This window comes from Kiritimatiellia bacterium, from assembly GCA_018001225.1.
In the GTDB taxonomy this organism is placed as follows: Bacteria; Verrucomicrobiota; Kiritimatiellia; order CAIQIC01; family JAGNIJ01; genus JAGNIJ01.
Genome location: JAGNIJ010000017.1, coordinates 50,920 through 76,749 on the forward strand (window position 1 = coordinate 50,920; position 25,830 = coordinate 76,749).

Annotated in this window: 19 protein-coding genes; 15 read left to right on the top strand and 4 right to left on the bottom strand. The window is 68.4% G+C overall.

Going from position 1 to position 25,830, the window contains the following annotated elements:
* Window position 1: 1 nt before the first annotated feature.
* The 9 genes from pilM (at window position 2) to KA248_07505 (ending at window position 13,905) form a co-directional block, all read left to right on the top strand.
* A complete protein-coding gene (pilM, locus tag KA248_07465) occupies window positions 2-1,702 on the top strand; it encodes a type IV pilus assembly protein PilM (GenBank protein ID MBP7829740.1) in 1,701 nt (566 codons plus the stop codon).
* Window positions 1,699-2,655: an Amuc_1100 family pilus-like protein gene (locus tag KA248_07470; protein MBP7829741.1), complete on the top strand. Its 957-nt coding sequence runs from the start codon at window positions 1,699-1,701 to the stop codon at window positions 2,653-2,655. Before pilM ends, KA248_07470 begins: the two co-directional genes overlap by 4 nt.
* Window positions 2,652-3,713, top strand: coding sequence for a hypothetical protein (locus KA248_07475; protein ID MBP7829742.1), 1,062 nt, complete (start codon window positions 2,652-2,654; stop codon window positions 3,711-3,713). The genes KA248_07470 and KA248_07475 overlap by 4 nt, the downstream gene beginning before the upstream one ends.
* A gap of 85 nt (window positions 3,714-3,798) precedes the next feature.
* Window positions 3,799-7,029 (top strand): hypothetical protein, encoded by a 3,231-nt coding sequence (locus tag KA248_07480; GenBank protein MBP7829743.1) that lies wholly within the window; start codon window positions 3,799-3,801, stop codon window positions 7,027-7,029.
* Window positions 7,030-7,128: 99 nt separating this feature from the next.
* Entirely contained in the window at window positions 7,129-8,034 is a 906-nt protein-coding gene (locus KA248_07485; GenBank protein MBP7829744.1) for a hypothetical protein, read from the top strand.
* Between the two features lie 7 nt (window positions 8,035-8,041).
* Window positions 8,042-10,054 carry a hypothetical protein gene (locus KA248_07490; GenBank protein MBP7829745.1) on the top strand — a complete coding sequence of 671 codons (2,013 nt, stop codon included), beginning with the start codon at window positions 8,042-8,044 and terminating at the stop codon, window positions 10,052-10,054.
* Window positions 9,999-10,661, top strand: coding sequence for a dephospho-CoA kinase (locus KA248_07495; GenBank protein ID MBP7829746.1), 663 nt, complete (start codon window positions 9,999-10,001; stop codon window positions 10,659-10,661). Before KA248_07490 ends, KA248_07495 begins: the two co-directional genes overlap by 56 nt.
* A 114-nt stretch (window positions 10,662-10,775) precedes the next feature.
* A complete protein-coding gene (rho, locus tag KA248_07500) occupies window positions 10,776-12,134 on the top strand; it encodes a transcription termination factor Rho (protein ID MBP7829747.1) in 1,359 nt (452 codons plus the stop codon).
* 4 nt (window positions 12,135-12,138) lie between these two features.
* Window positions 12,139-13,905, top strand: coding sequence for a VWA domain-containing protein (locus KA248_07505; GenBank protein MBP7829748.1), 1,767 nt, complete (start codon window positions 12,139-12,141; stop codon window positions 13,903-13,905).
* Between the two features lie 4 nt (window positions 13,906-13,909).
* Here the strand turns inward: KA248_07505 and KA248_07510 are convergent, their stop codons facing one another.
* Window positions 13,910-14,761, bottom strand: coding sequence for an SDR family oxidoreductase (locus KA248_07510; protein ID MBP7829749.1), 852 nt, complete (start codon window positions 14,759-14,761; stop codon window positions 13,910-13,912).
* A 130-nt stretch (window positions 14,762-14,891) separates the two neighbouring features.
* Between KA248_07510 and KA248_07515 the strand changes: the two genes are divergently transcribed.
* Together KA248_07515 and speA are read left to right on the top strand one after the other, a co-directional pair.
* A complete protein-coding gene (locus KA248_07515; GenBank protein ID MBP7829750.1) occupies window positions 14,892-15,194 on the top strand; it encodes a hypothetical protein in 303 nt (100 codons plus the stop codon).
* Between the two features lie 105 nt (window positions 15,195-15,299).
* Window positions 15,300-17,216 (top strand): biosynthetic arginine decarboxylase, encoded by a 1,917-nt coding sequence (speA, locus tag KA248_07520; GenBank protein ID MBP7829751.1) that lies wholly within the window; start codon window positions 15,300-15,302, stop codon window positions 17,214-17,216.
* A 123-nt stretch (window positions 17,217-17,339) separates the two neighbouring features.
* Here the strand turns inward: speA and KA248_07525 are convergent, their stop codons facing one another.
* On the bottom strand, window positions 17,340-18,902 hold the full coding sequence (locus KA248_07525; protein ID MBP7829752.1) for a DUF3131 domain-containing protein: 1,563 nt from the start codon (window positions 18,900-18,902) through the stop codon (window positions 17,340-17,342).
* A gap of 122 nt (window positions 18,903-19,024) precedes the next feature.
* On the opposite strand from KA248_07525, the gene KA248_07530 reads away from it, so the two are divergent.
* Window positions 19,025-20,407, top strand: coding sequence for a UDP-N-acetylmuramate--alanine ligase (locus KA248_07530; protein ID MBP7829753.1), 1,383 nt, complete (start codon window positions 19,025-19,027; stop codon window positions 20,405-20,407).
* Here the strand turns inward: KA248_07530 and KA248_07535 are convergent.
* Window positions 20,352-21,365, bottom strand: coding sequence for a hypothetical protein (locus KA248_07535; GenBank protein ID MBP7829754.1), 1,014 nt, complete (start codon window positions 21,363-21,365; stop codon window positions 20,352-20,354). The two genes, KA248_07530 and KA248_07535, sit on opposite strands and share 56 nt — an antisense overlap.
* A 164-nt stretch (window positions 21,366-21,529) precedes the next feature.
* On the opposite strand from KA248_07535, the gene metG reads away from it, so the two are divergent.
* On the top strand, window positions 21,530-23,509 hold the full coding sequence (gene metG, locus KA248_07540; protein ID MBP7829755.1) for a methionine--tRNA ligase: 1,980 nt from the start codon (window positions 21,530-21,532) through the stop codon (window positions 23,507-23,509).
* A 27-nt stretch (window positions 23,510-23,536) separates the two neighbouring features.
* Here the strand turns inward: metG and KA248_07545 are convergent, their stop codons facing one another.
* Window positions 23,537-24,655: an aminopeptidase gene (locus tag KA248_07545; GenBank protein ID MBP7829756.1), complete on the bottom strand. Its 1,119-nt coding sequence runs from the start codon at window positions 24,653-24,655 to the stop codon at window positions 23,537-23,539.
* A 196-nt stretch (window positions 24,656-24,851) separates the two neighbouring features.
* On the opposite strand from KA248_07545, the gene KA248_07550 reads away from it, so the two are divergent.
* Both KA248_07550 and KA248_07555 read left to right on the top strand, forming a co-directional pair.
* On the top strand, window positions 24,852-25,301 hold the full coding sequence (locus KA248_07550) for a division/cell wall cluster transcriptional repressor MraZ (protein ID MBP7829757.1): 450 nt from the start codon (window positions 24,852-24,854) through the stop codon (window positions 25,299-25,301).
* On the top strand, window positions 25,232-25,747 hold the full coding sequence (locus tag KA248_07555) for a hypothetical protein (protein MBP7829758.1): 516 nt from the start codon (window positions 25,232-25,234) through the stop codon (window positions 25,745-25,747). The genes KA248_07550 and KA248_07555 overlap by 70 nt, the downstream gene beginning before the upstream one ends.
* The last annotated feature ends 83 nt before the right edge of the window (window positions 25,748-25,830 follow it).

Below are 25,830 nucleotides of genomic sequence, written 5' to 3' on the forward strand. Positions count from 1 at the left end.
CATGTTCAAAGGCGATCACATACTGGCCCTGGACATCGGCGCCAGCAGCCTGAAGATGGCCGCGTTCGCCGCCCTGAAATCCGGCGGCGTCGAGCTGGTGAACTTCGGGGTCGCGTCCCTCGACCTCGATCCCCAGGCGGAAGGCGAGCGGTCGGCCTACATCAGCACCACCCTGCGCGAAATCATGCAGGACCGGGGCATCCGGCCCGGCCGCGTGCTCCTTTCCGTGTCCGGCCAGGCGGTGTTCTCCCGCTTCGTCAAGCTGCCCCCCGTCGACCGCGACAAGGTCTACCAGATCATCCTCTACGAGGCGCAGCAGAACGTCCCGTTCCCGATCGAGGAGGTGGTCTGGGACTACCAGCTCATCGGCGGCGCGACGGGCGAACTGGACGTGATGCTGGCCGCGATCAAGGCGGACATCATCGAGGAACTCACCGGCTGCGTCGAGCAGGCCGGCCTGGTGACGGACCTGGTGGACGTGGCGCCGATGGCGCTCTACAACGCCGTCCGCTACAACTACAACGACCTCCCCGAGTGCACGCTCGTCGTGGACATGGGCGCGCGCTCGACGGACCTGATCTTCATCGAGAAGGGCCGCGTCTTCAGCCGCAGCATCCCCGTCGCCGGCAACGCGATCACCCAGCAGATCATGACGGAGTTCGGCATGTCCTTTGCCGACGCCGAGGCCCTGAAGAAGGCCCACGCCTTCGTCGCCTTCGGCGGCGCCTACGAGGGGCCCAAGAGCGAGGTCGTGGACAAGGTCTCCAAGAGCGTGCGCAGCGTCATGACCCGCCTCCACGCCGAGATCAACCGCTCGGTCAATTTCTACCGCAGCCAGCAGAGCGGGCAGCAGCCGTCCCTCATCCTGCTCTCCGGCGGCACCGCGGCCATCCCGTACACCGACTCGTTCCTCAAGGACAAGATGAAGGTGAACGTGGATTACCTGAACCCCTTCCTCAACGTCGCCGTCAGCGAGGGCATCGAGACCGACGAGATCGCGCGCTACGCGGGCCAGATGGGGCAGGTGGTCGGCCTGGCCCTCCGCCGCTTCCTGACCTGCCCGATCGAGATCAACCTGCTGCCCCCGAAGATCCAGGCCGAGAAGGCCTTCCGCCGCAAGCAGCCGCTCTTCCTCGCGGCCGCCGTCGCCCTGCTGCTCACCCTGGGCGTCTGGTGCGCCTACTTCGTCAAGATGAGCGGCCTGGCCGAGGAGCGGATGGTCAAGGTGAAGGCCCGGGTCCAAGCCCTGGAGCAGGTCGAGGGCCGGCTCCGCGAAAGCGAGACCCAGGTGGCCGGCGTGCAGAAGACCATCGGCAGCCTGCTCGGGCTGTCCGCCAAGCGCACGCAGTGGCTGGAGGTCGTGGACCAGGTCCACGGCAGCCTGCCGGAGGGCGTCTGGCTGATCTCCCTCAAGCCGGCGTCCGACGCGTCCGCGGCGCCGGCCGATCCCAACCTCCCGCCGCCGGACGAGTCGGCCGCGCGGAAGGATTCGGGGCCGGTCAGGACGCTGGAGATTTCGGGCCTGGCCTACGAGGACAAGGCGGGCGCCGGCGGCACGATCCGCGAGTTCCGCGACAAGCTGCGGCAGATGCCCCTGTTCGGGCCCGACACCGAGATCATCTGGGCGCCCTCGCCGGGCCAGGACGATTTCGTCCGCCAGTTCAAGATCCTGCTCGTGCTTAAAACCCCGTTGAACGTATGAACCTCAAGAAGAACATGACGTTGATCGTGGGCGGCGCGATCGCCGGGGTGCTGCTCGTCATCCTGCTGGTCCTCCTGTTTAGGTTCAACTCTTCCTACCAGAAGGTGAACCGGGAACTGCAGTCGGCCCAGCAGCGCCTGACCATCCTGAACGGCCGCGACCCGTTCCCCTCCGAGGAGAACGTGGCCGTGGTCCGGACCAACCTGGCGGTGCTCCAGGATTTCTTCGGCACGCTGATGAAATCCCTGCAGGAGGGCCAACCCGAGATCGCGGAGATGGAGCCGGCCGAGTTCAACCTGCTGTTAGACCAGACGCGCCGGCGCCTGTTCGGCGCGGCGGCCAAGGTGAAGGTGGCGCTGCCCCCGGGGTTTTCCTTCGGGTTCGACCGCTACGCGGCCGGCACGCTGCCCGATGCGGTGGACGTGCCGAGGCTGGTGGCCCAGATGAAGGAAGTCGAGTTCCTGTGCGGCCTGCTCTACGCCTCGAAGATCGGCGAGATCTCGTCCATCGAGCGGGCGGTGTTTGAAGCCTCGGCCCGCCCGACGGTCGCGACGGAGACCTTCGTGGATCCGCGCATGGCGCGGTACGGCGGCGGGGCGCCGGCGGCGACGGCGGCCGCGACGGCGGATACCTACAAGGACGCCTCGGGCCTCTTCAGCCGGCAGCGGTACACGGTAACCTTCCGCGGCCGCGATGCCGCCGTGGAGGATTTCCTCAACCGGGTCGCTTCCAGCAAGCGGTTCCTCGTGGTGACCCGGCTGCAGTTGGAGAACGAAACGGGCGTGCCGAAAGTGACGGCCCCGCTTCCGGCCACGGCCGCGCCGGGAACGGCGCCCGCCGCGCCGCTGGCGCGGGAGAAACGCGTCTCGGCCGGCCGGGAGCCCGTCAAGGTGATCGTCGAGGTGGAGGTGTACCGCTTCCATTCGCCGCAGGACGGGGAGGCTTCATCGTGAGCACCGATCCGCGCCAGAAATCAAGCTGGTTGAGCCAGATGTACGACAAGGTGCTGGTCGTCGTCATGCTGCTGGCGCTGCTCTTCTCCGCCGTGATCCTGATCTTCCAGATCGGAAGCATCCGCCGGCAGCTGGCGCTGGGCCAGTGGGACCAGGCGCCGACCGCCCCGCGGCCGGCCAAACCCGCGGACCTCGAGGCCTTCAAGCCCAGCCTGGAGCAGCTCGCGAGGCCGTTCCAGGCGGAAACCCGCAACCAGCGCCTGATGGTCAGCGAGGTGCGCGTCAGTTGCGTGAAATGTTCCAAGCCCATCGCGTTCAACGCCGCGCAGTGCCCTTTCTGCGGGAAGGAGCAGCCCCAGGCCATTGATCCCCTGAAGATCGATCTCGACGCGGACGGCATCAAGGACTGGTGGGAAACCAAGTACGGCCTGAATCCCTCCGACAAGGCGGACGCCCAGGGCGACCTGGACGGGGACGGATTCTTGAATCTCGAGGAGTTCCTGGCGCAGACGGATCCCACCGACTCCAAGGATTTCCCGGAACTCCCGGCCAAGCTCCGCCTCCGGAAGGTGGTCACCGAGCCATTCTTCCTGCGGTTCCAGGGCGTCAACGAAATCTCCGACGGCGTGTTCCAGTTCCAGTTGAACCTGCGGACGCTGGAGCGGACGTATTTTGTCAAGATCGGCGAAGCGGTGGAAGGCTTCACGGCGATCGAGTATCTCCCCGGCGCCTCCGCAGGCCCGACGCTGGTCATGCAGCAGGGCGAGAAGAAGATCAACCTGATCAAGGGCCAGGCCGTGCAGCAGGAGGAACTGATCGCCCAGTTGGTGTTCCTCCTGGACCGGACGCCCATGCGGGCGCGGGTCGGGGACATGATCACACTCAAGGGGCAGGAGTACAAAGTCGTTGACATCAAACGGAATAGCGTTGTAATACGCGACGTGAAGACGGACAAGGACACCGTGGTCCCGATGTTGACCGCCGCGGACATGGCGGCCGGTGGAGCCCCGGGCGGCTCGGGCTTGCCCGGGGCCGCGAATCCCCTGGGCGGTGAATGATTTTTTTAGCGCGGGCAGCGCCCGGCATTTGGAAACAGTACCATTGAAAAGCGATAATCGGAAACGACGCAAGGAGGAGTACTCCATGAGACTCGGCATCACGGCGTTGATACTGGCGGGGGTGTGCGGCGGGATGATGGTCACACCGGCGGCGGCGCAGGAGGCCGGCTCGCTGGAGGACTTGCTCAAGGATATCGAATCCGCCCCGGCCGAAACGGCCGCGCCCGCGGCCGAAGTGCCGGCCGTTGAAGCGCCCGCGGCCGAAGCGCCGATGGAAGAAGCCGCCCCGGTGGAGGCGGTGTTGGAAGAGGCCGTGACGGAAGAAGCCGCGCCCGCGGCGCTGGAACCCGTCGAAGCGGTCGCCGAGGACGTCGCGATCGAGGCCCCCGTGATGGAGGAGGCTGCCGCGGAGGCGCCGGCCGAGCCGCTGATGGAGGAGCCCGCGCCCGCGTTGCTGGAAGAAGCGGCCCCGATGGAAGAGCCCGCGGTCGCCGAGGAAAGCCTGGAAGCCGCGCCGGCGGAGGAGCCGCTGCTGGAGGCCGCGCCCGTCGAGGAGCCTGTCGTCGCGGAAGAGCCCGCGGTCCTGGAAGAGCCCGCCGTGGCCGAAGAACCGTCCGTTCTGGAAGAGCCCGCGGTCATCGAGGCCCCGGTCGTGGAAGAGCCCCCGGCGGAAGTGGTGGAAGAAGCGCCGGCCAGCATCTGGGAAGAAACCCCCGCGGCCGCGCCGGCGGAAGAGTCCCTCTTCGCCGAACCCGCCGTCGAGCCTGTTATGGAGGCGCCCGCCGCCCTGGAAGCCGCGGCCGAAGAGGCCGCTCCCGAGGAAGCCGCCGAAGCCGAACCGGAGAAGCCGGCCAAGAAAAAGGTCAGCGCCAAGGAAGCGCGCCAGATCGCCATGCAGGAGGAAGTGAAGCGCCAGGCGATGCAGGTCGACGGCGAGAAGAAACTGGACGCCGGCTACGCGGCCCTGCAGGGGCAGGACTACGTGGCGGCCGCCGCCGCCTTCGAAGAGGCCGTGAAAAACCTGCCCGAGCGGCCCCAGAACGTCGCGCTGATCGAGCGCGCCAAGTGGGGGCTGGCGGAATCGTATTACCAGGTGGCCAGCAGCCAGCTTCAGAAGGACGATCTCAAGTCCGCCCGCGAAAACGTGGAGAAGGCCTTGCGCGCGGTGCCGGAGCACCGGCCGGCCGATGCCCTGCTCAAGCGGATCGCCAAGGCGGAGGATATCGCCGCCCGGCCGAAGCCCCCGGCGGACCGGCCCGAGACCCTCAAGAAGCAGAAGACCGTCTCCGAACTGCTCGTGGAGGGGCGTCAGTTCTTCGACCTCGAAGACTACAATGCGGCCGAGCGGCTGTACGAGCAGGTGCTGCTGCAGGACGAGTACAACGTCGAGGCCATGCGCTACCTGCGCCGCATCGACGAGCGCCGTTACAAGCGGCGCACGACCGAGCGCAACGCCACCATCGCCGACATGATGCAGCAGGTGCGCGACGCGTGGAACCCGCCCGTCCGCGACGAGGCCGAGACCCCGGAGCGCCTGCTGGGCGGGGAAACGACGGTCGACAAGACCGCGACCCAGAAGTTGCAGGAAAAGCTCACCAAGATCATCATCCCCTCGTTTGAAGTGCGCGACGGGAACATCCATGACGTGGTCCGCAACCTGGATGAAATGGCCCGAGCCAACGACCCCGAGGGCTTCGGCGTCAACATCCTGCTGAACCTCAATGTCCCCGGCGCGGAGAGCGCCGCGCCCGCCCCGGTGCCGATGGCCGCCCCGGTCGCCCCGATGGGCGGCGGGGATGAATTCGACGATTTCTTCGCGGAGCCGGCCATGGCCGCCCCCGTGGCCGCGCCGACGCCCGGCGTCCGCACGATCACGTTGAGCCTGCGCCGCGTGTCCCTGCTCGACGCCATCAAGTACATCACCGACGTGGCCAACCTGAAGTACCGCATCGAGGACAACGTGGTCATCATCACGCCCGCCAACGTGGCGGTGGGCCGCGTGATCACCCGCCTGTATCCGGTGCAGCCCTCCATCCTCGACGTGATCGTGGAAAAACAAGAGACGGAGCCGGCCGAGCGCACCGGCGACTTCATCGCCATGGGCGGCGGCACGCAGTCGATGAAGCGCGGCGACGTGAAGGAGTTCTTCGAAAAGGCCGGCGTGCCGTTCCCCGCGGGAACGTCCATCACGTACAACCCCACCATCAGCCAGTTGATCGTGGCGAACACGGCGGAAAACCTGGACACCTTCGAGCGTATCCTCTCCCAGTTGAACGTGATCCCGACCCAGGTCGAGATCGAGGCGCGTTTTGTCGAGGTCAACCAGGATGACCTGGAGGAACTGGGCCTGCAGTGGATCCTGACGGACGACTGGGAAATCGCCCAGAATACGGCGAATGCCGCCCTGGCCGGCACCGAGCGCTTCCAGATCAACGCCGACGAGGCCGGCTTCACCAAGGGGAACCGCTTCTTCGCGTTCGACAACACCACCCTCGCCGTCAGCCCGGTCAGCCCCACGACGATCCGCGCCGACCAGCAGACCGCCATGGGCGGCATCCTGACGGCGGCCAGCGTGCTGACGAACCCCGAGTTGACGGTGATCCTGCAGGCGCTCTCGCAGAGCGGGCACTCGGACCTGCTGTCGGCCCCGCGCATCACCACGCGCAGCGGCGCGAACGCGCAGATCCAGGTCGTGAAGGAGATCATTTACCCGACGGAGTTCGAGGTGACCCAGCCCACGGTGCAGAGCCAGGGCGACCTGGTGACGCCGCCGGTGGTGACCCCGGGCGCCTTCCAGACCCGCGAAGTCGGCGTGATCCTGAACGTCACCCCGACGGTCGGGCCGGACGGGTGGACGATCGACCTGACCCTCGTGCCCGAGGTGGCCGAGCTGGTGGACTGGATCCAGTACGGGTCGCGCATCACGCTGCCCCAGAACCGGGTCAACCCCATCACGGGGCTCCTGGAAAGCGGCGATCCGCTGATCTACGCCTTCAACATCCCGCAGCCGATTTTCAGCAGCCGCAACGTGACCACGAGCCTGGTGATCTGGGACGGGCAGACGGTCGTCATGGGCGGGCTGATCCGCGAAGAGCTGATCACCTTCAAGGACAAGATTCCTTTCCTGGGCGACATCCCGATCATCGGCCGCCTGTTCCGTACCGAGGGGCAGAAGAGCCGGAAGACCAACCTGCTGATCTTCGTGACGGCGCGGCTGGTCAACCCGGCCGGCAAGCCCGTGCATAAGCCCGAGGACCGGACCCTGCCGGGCACCGGCATGACGGCCGCCGCGACCGATGCGGCCGCCACTCCTTGAGCGAAGGCCGGCGGAGCGCGACAGGCGAACCCGGGTCCGGGCGGCGCGGAGAGGCCCCTGTCTGATGTCAGGCAGGGGCGGGTGTGTATTCCTTAAACCATGTCCAATCCCGTACTTTTGCTGGTGGACGGCCTGGCCGCGGTCTACCGTGCCTTCCACGCCATTCCGGAGCTCACCGCCCGGGACGGGCGCCCGACCAATGCCCTCTTCGGTTTCATCCGGATGCAGCAGCAACTGGAGCAGCGGTGGGCGCCCACCCATGTCCTCGTCGCCTTCGACGGCGGCTTGCCGGAAGAGCGCATGGCGCGGCTCCCGACCTACAAGGCCCAGCGCCCGCCGATGCCGGAGCCGCTGCACCGTCAACTGGCGTTCATAGAGGACTATCTCGACGCGGCCCGGCGCGCCTGCCTGCGGCTTCCGGGGCAGGAGGCGGACGACGTCATCGCCACGGTGTCCGGGCGGGCGGTGGAGCGCGGCATGGAGGTGCTGATCGCGACGGGCGACAAGGATATGTACCAGTTGCTCGACGACCGAGTGGGGATGGTGCCGCTTTCCCGGTCCGAGGAGCGGATGGGGCCCGCCCAGGTGGTGGAGAAGACCGGCGTGCCGCCTGCCCTGGTGGTCGACTGGCTGGCCCTGACCGGCGACAGCGTGGACAACATCCCCGGCGTGCCGGGGGTGGGGCCGAAAACGGCCGCGAAGTGGCTCCAGCAGTTCGGCTCGCTGGACCGGTTGCTGGCCTGCCGGAATGAAATCGGGAACCCGCGCTTCCGGGCCGCCCTGGAGGAGGGGAGCGAGACGCTGGCCCGCAACCGCGAGTTGATGCGGCTGCGCCGCGACCTGCCCATTGCGCCGGAGTGGGAGGCGTGGAAGGCGGCGCCCCCGGACCCGGCCGTCCTGCTGCGCTTCTTCGAGAAAATGGACCTGGAATCCCTGGCGCGGCCCCTGCGTCCCGCCGCGCCGGCCGCCGGGCAGCAGGGGCTGCTCGATTTCGGGGCCGGGTGATCGCCGGATGAAACGGGGGCGGACCATCCTGGTGTGCCTGGCGCTGCTGGCGGTGTATACCGGCGGCCTCGGCATCCGGCGGGCGGTGTTCGACGCGCAGGTCCAAGCCCTGGGCGAGGCCCCGCGCTTCACGCTCGAGAGCGCCCTGTACTTCCGGCGCGTCGGGCAGGTCTTCCGCGACGGGCGCCTGCCGGCGCGGGACGCGGACCTGCAGTATCCCGAGGGCGTGGCGACGGCCGCGACGGACACCGTGGGCTCGGAATACGTCTACGCGGCCCTGGCCCGGCTTTTCCCTTCGTCCCTGCCGCTGGCGGACCGGTTGCGCTGGATCGAGACGGGCTGGTTCTGTCTGGGTGCGGTCTGGATGGCCCTCTGGATTCGCTGGCGCGCCGGCTCGTGGACCGGCGGCCTGGTCGCGGCCGGGTTCTATGCCGTGTCGCTCTCCAGCGTCATCCGCTCCACCGGCCAGGAGTTGCTGCACGAGAATTTCGCGCTGCCGTGGCTGATCGCCCACTTGGCCTTCGAGGCGCTGGCCTCGCGGGCCGGCACCCGCGCCGTCCGCTGGGCCGCCATCGTCCTGTCCGCCCTCGGCCTGGCTCTGGCCCTGGTGTCGTGGGACCTGGTGCAGTTCTACGTCCTTTTCTGGATGCTGGCCTCCGCGTTCCGCCTGCTCGGCGGCCGCCACGGCCCGGCGGGCCGCTGGGCCTGGGTGCAATGGGCCGTCGCCTATGCCGCGCTGGCGCTGGCCGGAGGATTGAATCCCTACCTCCGTGCCCACGGATTCCTGCAGTCTCCGGCCATGCTCCTCGGCCTGGGCCTTCTCCTCGCCGGCGTTTTCCGCCCGGCCTCCCTCCCGCCGCGTTCCGCCGCGTGCGCGACCGCGGGTCTGCTCGTGGCGCCGGTCGTCCTTGGCCTTCTCCTCGCGGGAACCTACCGCTCTTCGTACGGCCATTTCATGGACCTGCTCGCGGCGAAGCTGATCTACCTGAACCGCAAGCCGGCGGACCCGGCCTGGTTGAGCTTCGACGCCCGCATCCTCTGGGTGCCCGGGTTGAATTCCGCCTCCTGGCCCCTGGCCCGCGAGCTTTTTCCGATCATGCTGCCCTTGACTTTTCTGTCCGGCGCGGTACTCTTACTGAAGAAAGCATTTCGTCGGGATTCCAGTCTGGCTCGTCACGTTTTTTTCATTTCAATTTCATCGGCCGCGTTCGTATTTTTTGCCCGCTTCCACGTGTGGGTGGCCGTATGGGCGGCCGGGTGGCTGGGCCTCGCGGCGGCCTCCCTGCTGGAAGGACGCCGCGCGGCCCGGGGGCTGGTGATCCTGTGGCTCGCCGCGATGGGCGCCGAGGCGGCGCACACTCTGGAAAGGCCCGAACGCTGGGGCCGCGGCGGGGTCTATTACAAGGAAATGGGGGAATTGACGGAATGGCTGGGACGGCACGCGCGGCCCGAGCCGGTCCTGGCCAATTTCGGAATCAGCGCCTCGGTCCTCGCGTACGCGGAGTGCCCGGTGCTCCTGCATCCGAAGTTCGAGTCGGAAGCGGCCCGCGAGCGGGTGCGGCTGTACGGGGAAAAGCTGTTCCTGGGCACCGAGCGGGAATTGAGGGACTGGGCGGACGGGCTGGGGGCCCGCTACCTGGTCTACGGGCTCGGCGAATTCGCGTCCGTGGAGCCCGAGCGGCAGATGCGGTACCTCGTGAACGCCCTGAATCCCCCGGCGTACGCGGCGGCCCGACGGCTCGAGCATGAGCCCGGGCAGTGCCGCTGGTTCCGGATGGTCTGGGAGAACAGGAAGTACCGCGTGTTCCGCATCCTGACCCGGGCCGACGAGGGCGCGGCGCGGCGGTACGGGATCGAGGCCCTGGAGGCGTTGCAGCAGGGGGCATTGGATCGGGCCGAGGCGCGGGCGACCTCCGCGCTGCTCCTGGACGCCCGCGAGGAAACGGCGCAAGAGGTGCTGCGGCATGTCGGATCGCTTCGGCAACAAGGGTTTCGCGCGGGCGGGGAAGCCGCCCCGTAAGACGTCGGCCCCGCAAGTCATCGGGCTGACCGGCGGGCTGGCCTGCGGCAAGAGCGAGGTCGGCCGGATCCTCGCGCGCCTGGGCGCGGCCGTGCTCGACACGGACGAGGTCACGCGCGAGCTGCAGCGGCCGGGCCGCCCGGTCTTCCGGGCGATCGCGCGCCGGTTCGGCCGGGGCGTGCTGACGCCGGAAGGAGAGCTGGATCGCCGGGCGCTGGCCCGGCGGGTGTTCGCGGACCCCCGGGCGCGGCGCGCGCTGGAGGCCCTCGTGCACCCGGCGGTGTACGCCGAGGTCGAGCGATGGATCCGCGCCCGCCGGCGGGAGCGCCGGGCGGCCGCGGTGATCGTCCCGCTCCTGTACGAGACGGGACGGACGAAGGATTGGGATGCCGTGTGGTGCGTGACCGCGCCGAAACGGTCCGCGATGGCCCGCCTGAAGCGGCGCGGCCTGACGGCCGCGGAGGCGCAGGCGCGCTGGGCGGCCCAGTGGCCGCCGTCGGAAAAGGCGCGCCGCGCGGACGTGGTGATTCGAAACAACCGAAGCCTGGACGAACTCGAAAAAAAGGTCCGGGCCCTATGGAACAACAGGACGAGAGAGGAGCCGTAAGCCATGCCTGAACCCCGAGGACGATACCGCAGGACCAGAACCCCGCACGCCGGCAGCAGCCATGCGCCCGTGTCCGAGCCGCCGCTGCGCCGGCAGCACGAGCCCGCGCCGCCGATGCCCCCGCCGCCGCCCGCGCCGCCGGTGGCGAACGGCAACGTGGCGGAACCGGCCGCCGCCGCGAACGGCGCGCCGCCCCCGCCGCCCGTCCAGGGCGCCGGCCGCACGCTGCACCTCTTCGACCTCCAGGTTCAGTCCGTCCCCGACCTGCTCAAGATGGCCGACAGCTATGGGCTCCAGGACCTCGGCGCCCTCCGCAAGCACGAGCTGATCTTCGAGATCCTCAAGGCCAACGGCCGCCTCAACGGCGCCATGTATGGCCGCGGCGTGCTGGAAATCCTGCCCGACGGCTTCGGCTTCCTGCGCTCGCCGAACTACAACTACCTGCCGTGTCCCGAGGACATCTACGTCTCGCCCTCCCAGATCCGCCGTTTCGCCCTGCGCACCGGCGACCTGGTGGACGGCGAGATCCGCGCCCCGAAGGACAAGGAGCGCTTCTTCGCGCTCCTCAAGGTCGACCGCATCAACGAGACCGACCCGGAAGCCCAGCGGCACAAGGTCCCGTTCGAGAACCTGACGCCGCTCTTCCCGGACCGGCGCTTTGTGCTCGAGACGACGAAGGAGGAGGTCTCCATGCGGGTCCTGGATCTGCTGACCCCGATCGGCATGGGCCAGCGCGGCCTCATCGTCGCGCCGCCCCGGACCGGCAAGACCGTCCTGCTCCAGAAGATCGCGAACAGCATCACGGCCAACAATCCCAAGGCCAAGCTCATCGTCCTGCTGATCGACGAGCGGCCCGAGGAAGTGACGGACATGGAACGCAACACGAAGGCCGAGGTGTTGAGCTCCACGTTCGACGAGCCGCCCGAGCGGCACGTCCAGGTGGCCGAGATCGTCATCGAGATGGCCAAGCGCATGGTCGAGTGCGGCCGGGACGTGGTGATCCTGCTCGACAGCATCACCCGCCTCGCGCGCGCCTACAACACCCTGCAGCCGCACAGCGGGAAGATCCTCTCCGGTGGCGTGGACGCCAACGCCCTGCACAAGCCCAAGCGCTTCTTCGGCGCGGCCCGGAACATCGAGGGCGGCGGGAGCCTGACCATCGTGGCGACGGCCCTGGTGGACACGGGCAGCCGCATGGACGAGGTGATCTTCGAGGAGTTCAAGGGCACCGGCAACATGGAGCTGGGCCTGGACCGGCACCTCGTGGACAAGCGCATCTTCCCGGCCATCAACATCGAGAAGTCCGGGACGCGCAAGGAGGAGCTCCTGCTGCACCCGGACGAGCTGCAGAAGATATGGCTCATGCGCAAGGCGCTCAACGGCGTCCCGCCCGTCGAGGCCATGGAGTTGCTGGTCAACCGCCTGAAGAAGACCGGCAGCAACGCGGAGTTCCTCCTGACCGTGCAGGGGTAGCCGGATGAGCTTCGCGGGGGAGAGCGCGCCGGGTGCGTGGAGCCGTCCTTCGGGCCGGCACCTGCCCGCGGCCGCGGCGGCCGTGCTCCTTTCGCTGGCGGCGCACTGGGCGGCCTGGGAGCGCGCCCCCGCGTTGCCCATCGGCACCCTGGCGCGCGTGCGGGACGAGGTGCGCTTCCCCTCCCTGCGGTTGAACGAGGTGCGGCCGACGCCGACGGAGCCGCTCCAGCGGCCCGCCCGGTTCCGGCCCGAGGATCCGGGCCGACAGGCCGACCTGGCCGCGGAGACCGCGGACTGGGCCGAGCAGGTCCGCGAGGCGCTGCCCCCGTCGCCGGATCTCTCCGGGGTCAAGCTGGCCGGCGAATCGGCCGCCCTGGCGGAACCCGCGGCGCCCCCGGCCCGGGAACGCTGGGAGCCCCGCCAGGAAATCCTCCAGGTCGAGGAACAGCTGTACGCCGAGGAGATCAGCGCCCTGCCGCGGCGCTATGCGCCCGCCGCGCCCCGGGTCGCGCGTGCGCCGGATATCGTCGCACCCGCGCCCGCGGAGTGGGCGGCCTCCGCCGCCGCCGACGCCGCGCCGGCTGCGGGATCCGGCGGGACCGGGGACTGGCTGCGCCAGCTCCCGGATCCGGCCCTGGCGCCGGCCGCGGATCTGCCGCCGGGTCCCGGCCTCCCGGCCGCCGTCACGGAGGAGTCCGCCTTGATGGACGAGAAGCTCCCCGAGGTGACGGAGCTCAAGCCGGTGGAGCGGATGCTCGCCATCGAGGTCCGGACCTTCCAGCCGCCGGACGAGCCGGAGTCCGGTTTCTTCGAGCTGCGCATCCGGCGCGAGGGGGAGACCCTGCTGCCCGTGCTGCCGAAGGACGTCCTGCTGATCCAGGACTGCTCCGAGAGCATGACCCAGGCCAAGCTCAACCATTGCAAGGAAGGACTGCAGCGGTGGGTCGCGCAGGTGGATCCGGCCGACCGGTTCGACCTGCTCTCCTTCCGCGATACCACCGAGCGCCTGTTCGGAACCTGGACGCCGCTCACGACGGTCAACCGGTCCATCGCGGCCGGGTACATCGAGCGGCTCGTGGCGCGCGGGCGGACCGACGTGTACGCGTCGCTCGAGCAAGTCCTGGCGCTGGAGAAGGACGCCGCGCGGCCCGTCGTCGCGGTCCTCGTCACGGACGGGCGTCCGACGATGGGCATGGTGGACAGCTCGGACATCATCGAGGCCTTCACGCGGGCCAGCGCGGGCTCGGTGTCGATGTTCTGCGTGGGCGGAGGCGCCCGGGTGAACCGGTTCCTGCTGGACCTGCTGGGCTACAAGAACCGGGGCGATTCGCTCGTGGTCGAGGACAGCCGGAACATCCCCGACGCCGTGCAGGAGCTGGCGCGCCAGGTCAGCCGGCCCGTGCTGACCGACCTCTCGTACCGGTTTTCCGGCGTGCCCGAGGAGGACGTCTTTCCGCGGACCCTGACGCACCTGTACTTGGACCGCCCGCTTGTGATTTACGGCCGTTACCCCGCGGGCACCCCGCGCGTGGTGTTCCAGATCGTCGGGCAGGCCCGGGGGCAGCGGGCGGACCTGGTCTTCGAGTGGGACTGGACCCAAGTGCAGCCCGGGGACGAGTCCCTTCGCACCACATGGGCCTGGCAGCGGATCTACCACCTCATCGGCGAACACGTCCGCGAACCGAGCCAGGAGACCTTGAACGCGATCCACGCCCTGGCCAACCGCTACGGCCTGATCGTCCCGTACGGCACGGACATTCCGACGCGCTGACCCGTCAGCTCGTGAGGTCCGGCGACGCGCCCAGCACCGCGGCCTCGGCGTGTTCCTCCGGCATGCGCTCCATGGCCAGCAGGTCGCCGCCGACGCTCGACGCGCCGCCGTCCACGTGGAGGACCTGGCCCGTGATCTTCCTGGCGTAGGGGCCCAGCAGGAACAGGGCCGCGTGGGCGACCTCGGTCTTGTCCTCGATCGTGTCCCACGGCAGCGGGCTGACCTTGCGCCAGATGCGCGCGAGGTAGGCGAAGTGCGGGATCGCCTTCGCCGCCTTCGTGGTCAGCGGGCCGGCGGAGATGGCGTTGACGCGGATCAGGTCGCGCCCGTGCCGGCGGGCCAGCCCGCGCACGACGGCCTCGAGCGCCGCCTTGTTCACGCCCATCCAGTTGTAATAGGGGAAGGCCAGCCGCGACTCGAAGGTCATGGCCACGATCGAGCCGCCGTCGGGCATGTGCGGGTGCGCGTGGCGCGCCACGGTGGCGAGCGAGACGCAGCTGATGTGGAACGCGGTCTTCAGGTCGTCGTACGCAGCCGTGTGGAAGTCCGCGCCGAGGCAGGTCTTCGGGTTGGCGTAGGCGATGGAGTGGACCACGCCGGCAATCGGCCCGGTGCGTTCGAACAGCCCGGCGACCTGGCCGTCGTCCAGCACGTCGCAGAACTCGAAGCGCAGCGCGCTCTTCTCCGCTTCCGGCAGCTTGTCGCTGCGGTCGAGGAAGATCTTTTTCAGCCGCTCGTTCTGCACGGTGTAGATGACCTTCCCGCCCCAGCGTTCGATCCCCTTGCCGATGGCGTAGGCAATGGAGTCCGCGTCCAGCAGTCCCATCACGACGTAAGTGGCGCCCGGTTGAATCATGGCTAGTTCCTCCGCTTGCTCCAAAGGAAGCATAACCTACCGCACTTGGCGGAAAAAGCAAAAGGCCACCGCGCGGTTGATTCCGGCGGCGTCCCGGGTCCATAATACAAGCTCATTTGGAGGAGGGGGCATGGCGGACAGGAAACCGGCGGGCATCAAGAGCGCATACGAACTGGCCCTGGAGCGGATGGCGGGGCGGGGGGAGACCCCGTCTGCGCTCACTCCGGAGCAGAAGAAGGCCCTGGCCGAGGTCGACGCGCAGGTCCGCGCCAAGGTGGCCGAGGTGGAGATCCTGATGGACGGCCAGATCGCCGAGGCCCTGGCCCGGCCGGACCCCGAGGAGGCGCGGAAGCTGGCGGAGCAGCGGCAGGCCGAGATCCGGCGCCTCCGCGAACGCGGCGAACGGGACAAGGACGCGATCCGGCGGGGATGAGGGGCTCATCTTCCCTTTGCGCATCGTTGCATTTTGCGGCGGACCTTCTAGTATTCGCCGCGGGGCGGGCTGGGCCCGCGGGGAACGACAACAGGAGAATGCGGAATGAAGCCGGATGCGCTCACGCGCTGGACGTCCGAGGATTCGGCGGAGCTGTACGGGGTGCGGAACTGGGGGGCCGGGTACTTCGACATCGCCGAGAACGGCGAGGTGATCGTGCGCCCGCGCGGCCGGGGCGGCGAGGTCAGCATCAGCCTGATGGAGATCGTCTCGGGCCTGAAGGCCCGCGGGCTGGGCATGCCGGTGCTCCTGCGGTTCGGGGACATCCTGGCGTCCCGCGTCGCCCAGATCAACGCCAGCTTCGCCAAGGCGATGGCGGATGCCGGGTACGGCGGCGGGTACCGCGGCGTGTACCCGATCAAGGTCAACCAGCAGCAGCAGGTGGTCGAGGACGTGGTCGCGTTCGGCCGCCCCTTCCACCACGGGCTCGAGGCCGGCAGCAAGGCGGAACTGATCGCGGCGCTGGCCTACATGAGCGATCCCGAAGCGTTCATCGTCTGCAACGGCTACAAGGACGAGGAGTTCGTCGAGCTGGCCCTGCACGCGCTGAAGATGGGCCTCCAGACCATGATCGTCCTCGAGATGGCCAGCGAGCTGCCCCTGGTCCTGGAGCGGGCGCGGGCGATCGGCGTGCGGCCGCGGCTCGGCGTGCGCGTGAAGCTCGCGGCGCGCGGCGGCGGCCATTGGACGGATTCCGGCGGCGACCGGAGCATGTTCGGCCTCAACGCTTCGCAGATCATCGACGTCGTGGACCGGCTGCGGACCGAGAACGCGCTGGACTGCCTGCACATGCTGCACTACCACATCGGCTCGCAGATCCCGAACATCCGCAGCGTCCGGGCGGCCGCCTCGGAGGCTTGCCGGTTCTACGTGGACCTGGTGAAGGAAGGCGCGAAGATGGGCGTGCTGAACGTCGGCGGCGGCCTGGCGGTCGACTACGACGGATCCCACACGAACTTCTCGAGCAGCAGCAACTACGCGATGGACGAGTACGCGGCGGACATCGTGGAGGTGGTCATGAAGGCCTGCGACGCCGCGCAGGTGCAGCACCCCGTGCTTGTCAGCGAGTCCGGCCGGGCGACGGTGGCCCACCATTCCGTCCTGCTGTTCAACGTGCTGGAAGCCACGCGGTTCGAGAGCCACGGGCTGCCCGACGGGCTTCCGCCGGACGCCCCCGAGCCCCTGCGCCAGCTCATGGACGTCAGCGCCTCGCTCACGTCCAAGAACGTTCAGGAATGCTACCACGACGCCGTGTACTACCGGGACGAGACGCGCGCCCTGCACGAGGTCGGCTCGGTTTCCCTCCGCTACCGCGCGCTCGCGGAGCGCATCTTCTGGAGCATCGTCACGCGGATCGCCGCGGAGATCCGGGACCGCAAGTACGTGCCCGACGAGTTGAGCGGCCTCGAGGTCGCCATCGCGGACGTGTACTACGGGAACTTCAGCGTGTTCCAGTCGCTGCCCGACGTCTGGGCCATCGACCAGCTCTTTCCCGTCATGCCGGTGCACCGCCTCAAGGAGGCGCCGACCCGGCAGGCGACGATCTCGGACATCACCTGCGACTGCGACGGCAAGATCGACCGGTTCATCGACCTGCATGACGTGCGCCAGACGCTGCCGGCGCACGAGCTCAACGACACCGGCGAGTACTACATGGGCGTTTTCCTCATCGGTGCGTACCAGGAGACGCTCGGCGACCTGCACAACCTGCTGGGCGACACGAACGTGGTCAACCTTCGCATCGGCGACGGCGGCGCGGTGGAGTACGCGCACGAGATCGCGGGCGACACGGTGGCCGACGTGCTCTCGTACGTCGAGTACAACCCGCAGGAGATGCTCGACCGCGTGCGGAAGAATGCCGAGCAGGCCGTCCGGTCCGGCCGCATCACGGTGGAGGAGCGGCGCCAGTTGGTGGAAGCCTACGAGACCGGGCTGCGCGGGTACACGTATTTCGAGAAGTAATACCACGTGCGGGTGAGAGGCGATACGAACGGCGTCGCAGAGCTCCGCCCTCCAGTGGCAGGAATCATGGAGGGGCGAGCTCCTGCGAGCCCGAAATCTGCCCGCCTTCACCCGGATTCGGTGTCAGTCCTTCTTCCGGCGGAAGCGGATATCCCGCTCCATTGTTTCCAGTTCCTTGCCGTCCTGCAGGAGCTGGCTCTTCAGCGTCCAGATCACGCCCGGGCGCAGGCGCGCGGTGGGGATCATGATCTCGGTCAGCTTGCGCGCCTCGCGCGGCGCCAGGTCGAATTTCTCTTCTCCCTCGCCCAGAATCCGGCCGGCCTTGTCCGACAGGCGCCAGCGCTCGGAAAAACCTTTCAGCGGCTCCGCCGACAGGGACCGCGCCCACAGCGACGCCTGCAGCAGGTCGCCGGCCATCGGGGTCAGCGAGTCCGTTTCGAACCACCAGTACGTGCCCGGCAGCTTGCGCGAGAGCGAGCGAATGGCCTTGCGATGGAGCGTGCGCCGGTACTCCGTGCTCCGGCATTCGGACTTCGTCCGCAGCCCGGCGCGCGCCGCGGGATCGGACTGGAAGGCCCTCCACAATACGCTGCGCTCCAGGGAGTTGGCCATGGCCAGGAACAGGCGTGCCTGGTGGTCCGTCGAGTAGTAGCGCGCCCGCTCGCCCGTCCGCCAGTTGATGTGGTCGCAGAACCCGACGGAGGATTTGCGCAGTCCGCGCGTCGGGGGCAGCAGGGCCCCCATCTGTTCCAGCGCCTCGAAATTACGGAACACCTCCCGCGGGAAAAACGGCATCGCCTGCGCCGACACGTAAGGGTGGATCACGGGGAACGTCGGGGCCTCCGTGGGAGGGATCTTGGCGGCCGGATCCCAGCCCCACGCGGGAGCGCCGATGTTGAGGGCGTGCTCGATCTGGCGCCACGCGGCCAGCATGTCCGACTGGCCGAAGCACGTTCCCCGGGGATCGAGAAAGACACTGCCGTGCACCGGGCGGAGCGGCGTGGAGGAAATCTCGCCCGGGGCCGGCCACGTCGAGGGGGGCACCGCGCCGGAGGCGAGCATCAGGAAGTGCGCCAGGCGCAGGCCGTCGTCCGAGCGCGGCTCCGCCGGCTCCCGCGCCGACCTTCTGAAGATGTCGAATCGGCGGTAGAGGCGCCCCGTTTCCCGGTCGTAGAACGCGGCCCACGGGATGGCGTCCAGGAATTCCGTGCAGCGTCTCGCGAGCCGCGGATAGGTGGCGCGCACGACCATCAGGCCCGCGGGCAGGTTGGCATACGAGGCCAGTTCGCCGTCACCGGGGATCGGCTTGCGGTCCTCGCCGTCGGCGGGCAGCGTGTCCGGGTAGATGCGGTTCCAGTGCGGCAGGGTGTCGAGGCTCGAGAGGATGCGCTCGATCCGCCGAACGGCTTCGTCTTCCCCGATGTACTCCAGCCGCTGGGCGACGCACAGGGCGGCCAGGTAGAGGCCGATGGTGGACGACGTGGTCCGGCCGCGGGACAGCGTGGATTCGTAGGGCAGCCCGCTTGCCTCCGAGCACATTTCGTCCAGGCCGGCCCAGGTGTTCTGCATGAGCGTTTGCAGGCGGCGGCGCTCGTTGCGCGTGAGGTTGTCGGGCCACGACGCGGCCGGAGCCCAGGCGGCGGCGAACAGGACGGCCCCGACGGCCGCGATCAAATGCTTCTTCACCATGCGCTCCTCTCGACAAGCGAACAGGTATACCATAACGGGCCCGGGGCCGGGGTCAATCCCGCATTCATGCGGGCCCCTGCGGGATTGCGCGCCGGTTCCCGTTGGGTCAGGATAGCGCCATGTCCGAACATTACCATATGGTCGGCGTCGCCGGCGTCGGCATGAGCGCGCTGGCGCAGGCCCTGCTGGCGCGCGGATGCCGCGTGTCGGGTTCCGACCGGTTCCTGGACCAGGGCCGGCCGACGGACACGCTGGAAGTCCTGCGGGCCGCCGGCGTGGAACTGACGCCGCAGGATGGTTCGGGCGTGCGCGCGGACACCGCCGGCGTGATCGTCAGCACGGCCATCGAACCGGACAACCCGGACCTGGAGGCGGCCCGCGCGAAGGGCCGGCCGGTCCTGCACCGGGCCGAGATGCTGGCGCGCCTGGTGCGCGGCCGGCGCCTGCTGGCCGTGGCCGGCACGTCCGGAAAGACCACGGTGACCGGCCTCCTGGGCTGGCTGCTGGATTGGTGCGGCCGGCGGCCGACCGTCGTCAACGGCGGCGCGGTGCTGAATTGGAAGGGGCCCGGAGCCCTCGGCAATTTCCGGAACGGGCGCGATGACCTCTGGGTGATCGAGGCGGACGAAAGCGACCGGTCGTTCCTGCAATTCGAGCCGGAGTGGGCGATCGTCACCAACATCTCGCGCGACCATTTTGAGCTCCGGGAGACCGAGGACCTGTTCCGCGAGTTCGCGCGCCGGGCGCGGGAGGGGGTCGTCTGCGGCCGCGGCGTCGCCGGCCGGCTGCGCCGCGGCCCCGGGGATGCGTTCCCCGCGATGCTCTTCGAAGAGCAACTCGAACCGGCCGCGGACGGGTTCGTGCGGGAGGGGGTCCATTTCCGCGTGCCGCTGCCCGGCCGGCACAATATCGAGAATGCCTGGCTGGCCGTGCTTCTCGCCCGGCATCTCGGCGTTCACGCCGTCCCCCTGCGCGATGCTCTCCTCGCGTTCCGCGGCATCGAGCGCCGACTGGAGCGGGTGGGGGAGGCGGGCGGGGTCGCGGTGGTGGACGACTACGCCCACAACCCGGCCAAGATTTCCGCGGCCTGGACCACGATGGCGGGAGGGGGCGGCCGGGTCCTCGGCGTGTGGCGGCCGCACGGTTTCGGCCCGCTCGCGGCGATGATGCCGGAGCTGGAGGCGGCGTGGCTCCGCGTGATGCGCCCCGCGGACCGCCTATTCCTCCTGCCCGTTTTCTACGCGGGCGGAACGGCCCGCGCGGCGGCGGACTCCGGGGATCTTGCCCGGCGCCTGCAGGAGGGCGGCCGGGCGGCCACCGCCGTGGCCTCATACGAGGATCTCGAGCAGGAACTCCGGGCGGCCGCGCGGCCGGGGGACACGATTCTCGTCATGGGCGCGCGCGACCCGGAATTGCCGCGCTTCGCGCGGCGGATGGTCGAGGGCCTCAAGACCGCGACGCCTCGGGACGGCGGCGCAGCGCCAGGTTCAGGATGTGGTTGATCAGGGCCGGGTATTCCATGCCGGCCTGCCCCGCCGCCATCGGCAGTTCGGCGTCGCGCGAGATGTCCGGGTTCGGGTTGGCCTCGAGGAAGACGATCTCACCCGCCGGCGTCAGCCGCAGGTCGACGCGCCCGTAGTCGCGCAGCTTCAGCAACTCGAACACGCGCCGGCTGAAGCGGGCGATCCGCCGCATCGTGGCGGCGTCCAGCTCGGCCGGCTGGTAGCGGATGTCCCATTTTTTCCTGTAGGCCGGATCCCATTTGACCTTCGCCGTGGCGATCGGCGGTCCGCCTTCGTTTGCCTTCCCAAAGAGCAACTCCCAGGGGGGGAAGGCGTGCCGCTTGAGGTTGCCGAGCACCCCGACGTAGAGTTCCCGGCCCTCGATGTACTCCTCGCAGATCGCCGGCTGCTGCCGCCCCTCGTGGATCATGCGGACGCGTTCCTGCAATTCGGCCGGCGTGTTCACCACCGAGGCCAGGGAGATGCCGTCCGAGCCGTCCTCGAACATGGGCTTGACGATGACGGGGAACCGGAGGCGGCTCGGCGGCTTGTGCCGCCCGACCGGCACCTCGTCGAAACGCGGCACGCGGATGCGGTGATAGCCCAGGATCCGCTTGCCGGCGGCCTTGTCCCGGCACAGCCATAGTCCCGCGGGGCCCGTGCCCGTGTACGGGAGGTGGAGCAGTTCCAGCACGGCGGCGACGTTCAGGTCCTTGCGCCGGTCGCCCTCGAAGCGCTCGGTGAGGTTGAAGACAAGGTCCGCCCCGGCGGCCTGCAGCGCCTGCATCGTCTGCAGGACGTCGGGGCCGAAGGCAAGGGCGACGACCTCGTGCCCCAGCCCGCGCACGGCCGCGGCGACGTGGCATTCCATCTCGCCGCGCGCCGCCTCCGTCCGCCCCTCGAACTGCGGGTCGTCGGGCCGGACGGCTTCGAGGTCCACCAGCAGCAGGATTTTCATGCGCGCCTTCTCGGCCCATTCAATTCTATTTATGTCCGGGGCGCAAGGGGTTAAAAGCGGTCCGCGTTCTGCATTTGAACATCGGGCCGCGAAGACTATAATGCCCGCGTTTTTCCAGGCCCGGCGCCGGGGCGGCGCGGGGACGGGGACCCGAAAGGCCCGATATGAACAGAACGAAATTTTACGTCACGACGCCGATTTATTACGTCAACGACGAGCCGCACATCGGCCACGCGTACACCACGATCCTGGCCGATGTGCTCGCGCAGTACCACCGGCTGCTCAAGGTGCCGACGCATTTCCTGACCGGCTCGGACGAGCACGGCCAGAAGGTCCAGAAGGCCGCGCAGGCCGCCGGCATCACACCGCAGGAGCAGGCCGACCGGACCGTGGTCCGCTTCCAGCTCCTGTGGAAGAAGCTCCATATCACGAACGACGACTTCATCCGCACCACGGAGGAGCGCCACAAGAAAGTCGTGCAGCAGATCCTGCAGAACCTCTACGACCGCGGCGAGATCTACCGCGCCGAGTACGACGGCTGGTACTGCGTGCCCTGCGAGCGGTTCTTCACCGAGAAGGACCTGGCGGACGGCAAGTGCCCCGAATGCGGCAGGCCGGTCGAGAAACTCACCGAGGCGAACTATTTCTTCCGTATGGGCAAGTACCAGGAATGGCTCGTCCGCTACATCGAGGAGAACCCGAAGTTCATCCAGCCGGACTCCCGGCGCAACGAGACGCTCGGGTTTCTGCGCAAGCCGCTCAACGACCTGTGCATCTCCCGGCCGAAGAGCCGGATGGGGTGGGGCATCGACCTGCCGTTCGATTCCGAGTACGTGACCTACGTCTGGTTCGACGCGCTGGTCAACTACATCAGCGCCGTGGGCTACCGGGCGGACGACGAGGCCTTCCGGAAGTGGTGGCCCGCGAGCTACCACCTGGTCGGCAAGGACATCCTCACGACGCACACCGTGTACTGGCCGACAATGCTCAAGGCCATGGACCTGCCGATGCCCGAGACCGTGTTCGCGCACGGCTGGTGGCTCTCCGGCGAGGACAAGATGAGCAAGTCGCTGGGCAATGTCGTCAAGCCGATGGACATGATCGAGCGGGTGGGCGTGGACGCGTTCCGCTATTTCTTGATCGCGGAGATGGTGCTCGGGCAGGACGCGTCGTTCACGGAGGACTCGTTCACGCGCCGGTACAACGCCGATCTCGCGAACGACCTCGGCAATCTCCTGAACCGCGTGCTCGCGATGATCGGCAAGTATTGCGAGGGCAAAATGCCCGAGCCGTCCGCGGCGGCGCTGGAGGAGCCCGATGCCAAGGCGCTCTGGGAGAAGGTGCAGGCCTCCGTGAAGGGCATGGAGGCCGCGCTCGAGCAGATGAAGCTCAACGAGGGCGTCGGCCAGGTGATCGCCGCCGTGCGCGAAGTCAACCGCTACCTCGAGCTGCGCCAGCCTTGGACGCTGGCCAAGGCGGAGGATCCGGTGCCGCTGCGGAACTGCCTGTATACCGCGTCCGAGGCCCTGCGGGTGCTCGGCGGGCTGCTCTATCCCGTCATGCCCGGGAAAATGGCCGAGTTGAGGAAAGCCCTGGGCATGGCTCGCCCCAAGCCGGACATCCGCCGTTTCGGGACGTGGGGCGTTTTGAAACCGGGCGTGCCCGTGCGCGCGCCGGGAGCGCTGTTCCCGCGTCTGGTCGATGAAAAAGAGAAGGTCGCGGAGCAGCAGATCGAACTGATTCCCGCCGCGCCGGCGGCGCCCGAGGCGCCGAAAGTCGCCGCGCCGCCGTCCGCCGCGGAGAAGCCGTCGGCGGTCGAGGGGCTGATCGAGTACGAGGACTTCGCGAAGATCCAGCTCCGCACGGCGAAGATTCTCCAGGCCTTCAAGATCCAGGGCGCGACGAAGCTGCTGCGGCTCGAGGTGCTGATGGGCGAGGAGCGGCGGCAGATCGTCGCCGGCATCGCGCTGCACTACGATCCGGAGAAGCTGATCGGCAAGACCATCGTCATGGTGGCCAACCTGAAGCCCGCCGTCATCCGCGGCATCGAGTCGCAGGGCATGCTGCTCGCCGCGACCAGGGGCGAGCGGATGCGCCTCGTCACCGTGGACGGCGACCAGGCCAGCGGCGCCGTGGTGAAGTAGGCTGGAGGCGCCGAGCCCCCGCGGCGTCTATTTGAACTTCCCGTCCTTCTGGAAGACCTTTCCGTCCACGTGGAGCGCGCCGCCGCGGCGCAGGTCCTTGATCATATCCCAGTGCAGGGCCGAGCGGTTGCGGCCGCCGGTCTCCTTGTACGAGCGGCCGAGGGCAAGGTGGATCGTGCCGCCGATCTTCTCGTCGAAGAGGATGTTCTTGATGAAGCGGTCGATCCCGTAGTTGGTGCCGATGCCGAGTTCGCCGAGCCGGCGCGCGCCGGGGTCCATGTCCAGCATCGCGTGCAGGAACTTCTCGTTCTTCGTCGCCGAGGCCTCGACGACGAGCCCCTTGCGGAAGACGAGGCGAACGCCGTCCACCTCGCGGCCCGCGTGGCAGATGGGATAGTCGAAGCGGATGTGGCCCTCGGCGGAATCTTCGCCCGGCCCGGTGAAGACCTCGCCCGACGGCATGTTGTGGTGGCCGTCGGAGTTGATGAACACACGGCCCGCCACGGAGAGTGTCAGGTCGGTATCCGGTCCGACGATGCGCACCGTGCGCGCTCCGCGCAGTTGGCGTACGAGGGATTCCTGGCGGCGCGAGAGCGCGCGCCACGCGCCGATGGGATCGCGCCGATCCGCGAACGTGGCGGCGTACACGAAGTCCTCGAAGTCGGAGAGGCTCATGTCCGCGTCCTGTGCGTAGGCCTGGGTGGGGAAGAGGGTGAGGCACCATTTCTTCTTCATCATGAGTTCGCGCAGCGGCCCCGTGGCGCGGGAGACGCGGGCCTGTTTCCGGGGATCGACGCCGGAGAGCGCGCGCGTGTTGGGGTCCGATTCGATGCGGATGGATCCGTCGAGGTGGCGGACCACGGCCCTCTGGAGGGGGTGGGGTGTGTCGAAGTGGTGGGCTTTCCCATGGCGGTAGAAAATTTCGGTGGTCTCGGCCGGGTTCATGCGCGCGAACGGATAGGCGCCGGCGCGCAGGAGTTCCTCGTACACGGCCAGCACGAGGGGCGCGGCCTCGGGGGTGGCATCGAGCGTAATCAGCTCGCGGGGGCGGGCATTTACGCTGTAGCGGACGAGGATTCGGGCGAGGTGGGCGACGCGGATATCCTTTGTCACGGGTGGGCTCCTTTTCTTGAAAATGCGGTTCATGGGTAGCCTTAGTGGGGACATAGTACAATAACTTTCTAATTCTTTCCCACGCGGAATCGAAACAACCGTAAAATCAACAGGTTCCGAATCGGGATGTTTTGTTAAAAAAGTGTTGACGGAGGGTGGGTCAAAGTGGTTTAAAGTGTGCCTGGAGGCAAGTGCTGTGGAGAGTGAAGACATAGGGCGGTCTGACGAGATGCTGGGCAAAGGCGTCTTCGTCAATACCTATACCCATTACCTTGACTCGAAGCGGCGGTTGACCATCCCTGCAGTTTGGCGCGAGTTGGTGGGCGTACCGAGGCGGCTGTTTGTTCTCCAAGGTGTCAACGACCAGTGCCTGTGCGTTTACCCCGCCCGTGAGTTGATTCGCCGCATGGAAAGACTCCGCAATCTGTCCATTGCCGACGAACAAGGCAGACAATTCGCCCGGGCGCTCGCCTCTCGCGCTGAACTGGTTCCCTGGGACTCCCAGGGACGCATTCGTATCAAGGATGACTTGATGGCTTTTGCCGGTATCGAGAACGAGGTGGTGATGGCCGGCACGTTCGACGTGTTCGAATTATGGAGCCCGGAACGATGGAAAGAGAAGACAGGACCCAGCGACCCGGTGCGGATGCGCGAGGCCGCCCGCTACGTCGGTTTCTAGAAACCCTCGGCGCCCGCCCCGGAAAGTCCGCTCGTCCTCCGGCGTGGTGGAGCGAGACCGGCGCGGCGTCCGCGTCGCGCGAACGCCAGGCGGAGTTCTGGGAAGCGCCGGCCGCGACCACGGCGGTCGTGGAGCGCGAGCCCGCGACCGAGCCCCCGGCGGCGCCGGTGTCGCTGCACATCGGGGTCGTGGAAAGCAGTCAGACGATTTTGACCGGCCGCGTTCCGGAGAAAGGCAAGATCATGAGTCCGCTCGGCATCGCGAAATACTTGAGGCTGGGGGGTTCGGTGTACGACGGGCGCGACGAGGGTCGATGGCTCGCGCTGCCCGCGCGGAAGAAGGCGGTGCCGTTCCAGTTGATGCGGAACGTGGCCGTGGCCGCCGACGACCGGCGGGCCTGGCTCTCCTCGGAGCGGATCGGGTCGCGCCGGTCCGACGGCCTGTAGGCGGAGGCGGCATGCACGTGCCCGTCCTGCTGCGGGAGACCCTCGAGGCGATGGGGATCCGGGCGGGGGGCACGTACATCGAC

Coding starts and splice junctions, on each gene's coding strand:
- KA248_07480 (MBP7829743.1), top strand. CDS start 3,799: ATGAGACTCGGCATCACGGCGTTGATACTGGCGGGGGTGTGCGGCGGG.
- KA248_07470 (MBP7829741.1), top strand. CDS start 1,699: ATGAACCTCAAGAAGAACATGACGTTGATCGTGGGCGGCGCGATCGCC.
- KA248_07555 (MBP7829758.1), top strand. CDS start 25,232: ATGGAAAGAGAAGACAGGACCCAGCGACCCGGTGCGGATGCGCGAGGC.
- KA248_07485 (MBP7829744.1), top strand. CDS start 7,129: ATGTCCAATCCCGTACTTTTGCTGGTGGACGGCCTGGCCGCGGTCTAC.
- KA248_07510 (MBP7829749.1), bottom strand. CDS start 14,761: ATGATTCAACCGGGCGCCACTTACGTCGTGATGGGACTGCTGGACGCG.
- KA248_07505 (MBP7829748.1), top strand. CDS start 12,139: ATGAGCTTCGCGGGGGAGAGCGCGCCGGGTGCGTGGAGCCGTCCTTCG.
- KA248_07530 (MBP7829753.1), top strand. CDS start 19,025: ATGTCCGAACATTACCATATGGTCGGCGTCGCCGGCGTCGGCATGAGC.
- KA248_07495 (MBP7829746.1), top strand. CDS start 9,999: ATGTCGGATCGCTTCGGCAACAAGGGTTTCGCGCGGGCGGGGAAGCCG.
- KA248_07550 (MBP7829757.1), top strand. CDS start 24,852: ATGCTGGGCAAAGGCGTCTTCGTCAATACCTATACCCATTACCTTGAC.
- pilM (MBP7829740.1), top strand. CDS start 2: ATGTTCAAAGGCGATCACATACTGGCCCTGGACATCGGCGCCAGCAGC.
- KA248_07515 (MBP7829750.1), top strand. CDS start 14,892: ATGGCGGACAGGAAACCGGCGGGCATCAAGAGCGCATACGAACTGGCC.
- rho (MBP7829747.1), top strand. CDS start 10,776: ATGCCCCCGCCGCCGCCCGCGCCGCCGGTGGCGAACGGCAACGTGGCG.
- metG (MBP7829755.1), top strand. CDS start 21,530: ATGAACAGAACGAAATTTTACGTCACGACGCCGATTTATTACGTCAAC.
- KA248_07535 (MBP7829754.1), bottom strand. CDS start 21,365: ATGAAAATCCTGCTGCTGGTGGACCTCGAAGCCGTCCGGCCCGACGAC.
- speA (MBP7829751.1), top strand. CDS start 15,300: ATGAAGCCGGATGCGCTCACGCGCTGGACGTCCGAGGATTCGGCGGAG.
- KA248_07490 (MBP7829745.1), top strand. CDS start 8,042: ATGAAACGGGGGCGGACCATCCTGGTGTGCCTGGCGCTGCTGGCGGTG.
- KA248_07545 (MBP7829756.1), bottom strand. CDS start 24,655: ATGAACCGCATTTTCAAGAAAAGGAGCCCACCCGTGACAAAGGATATC.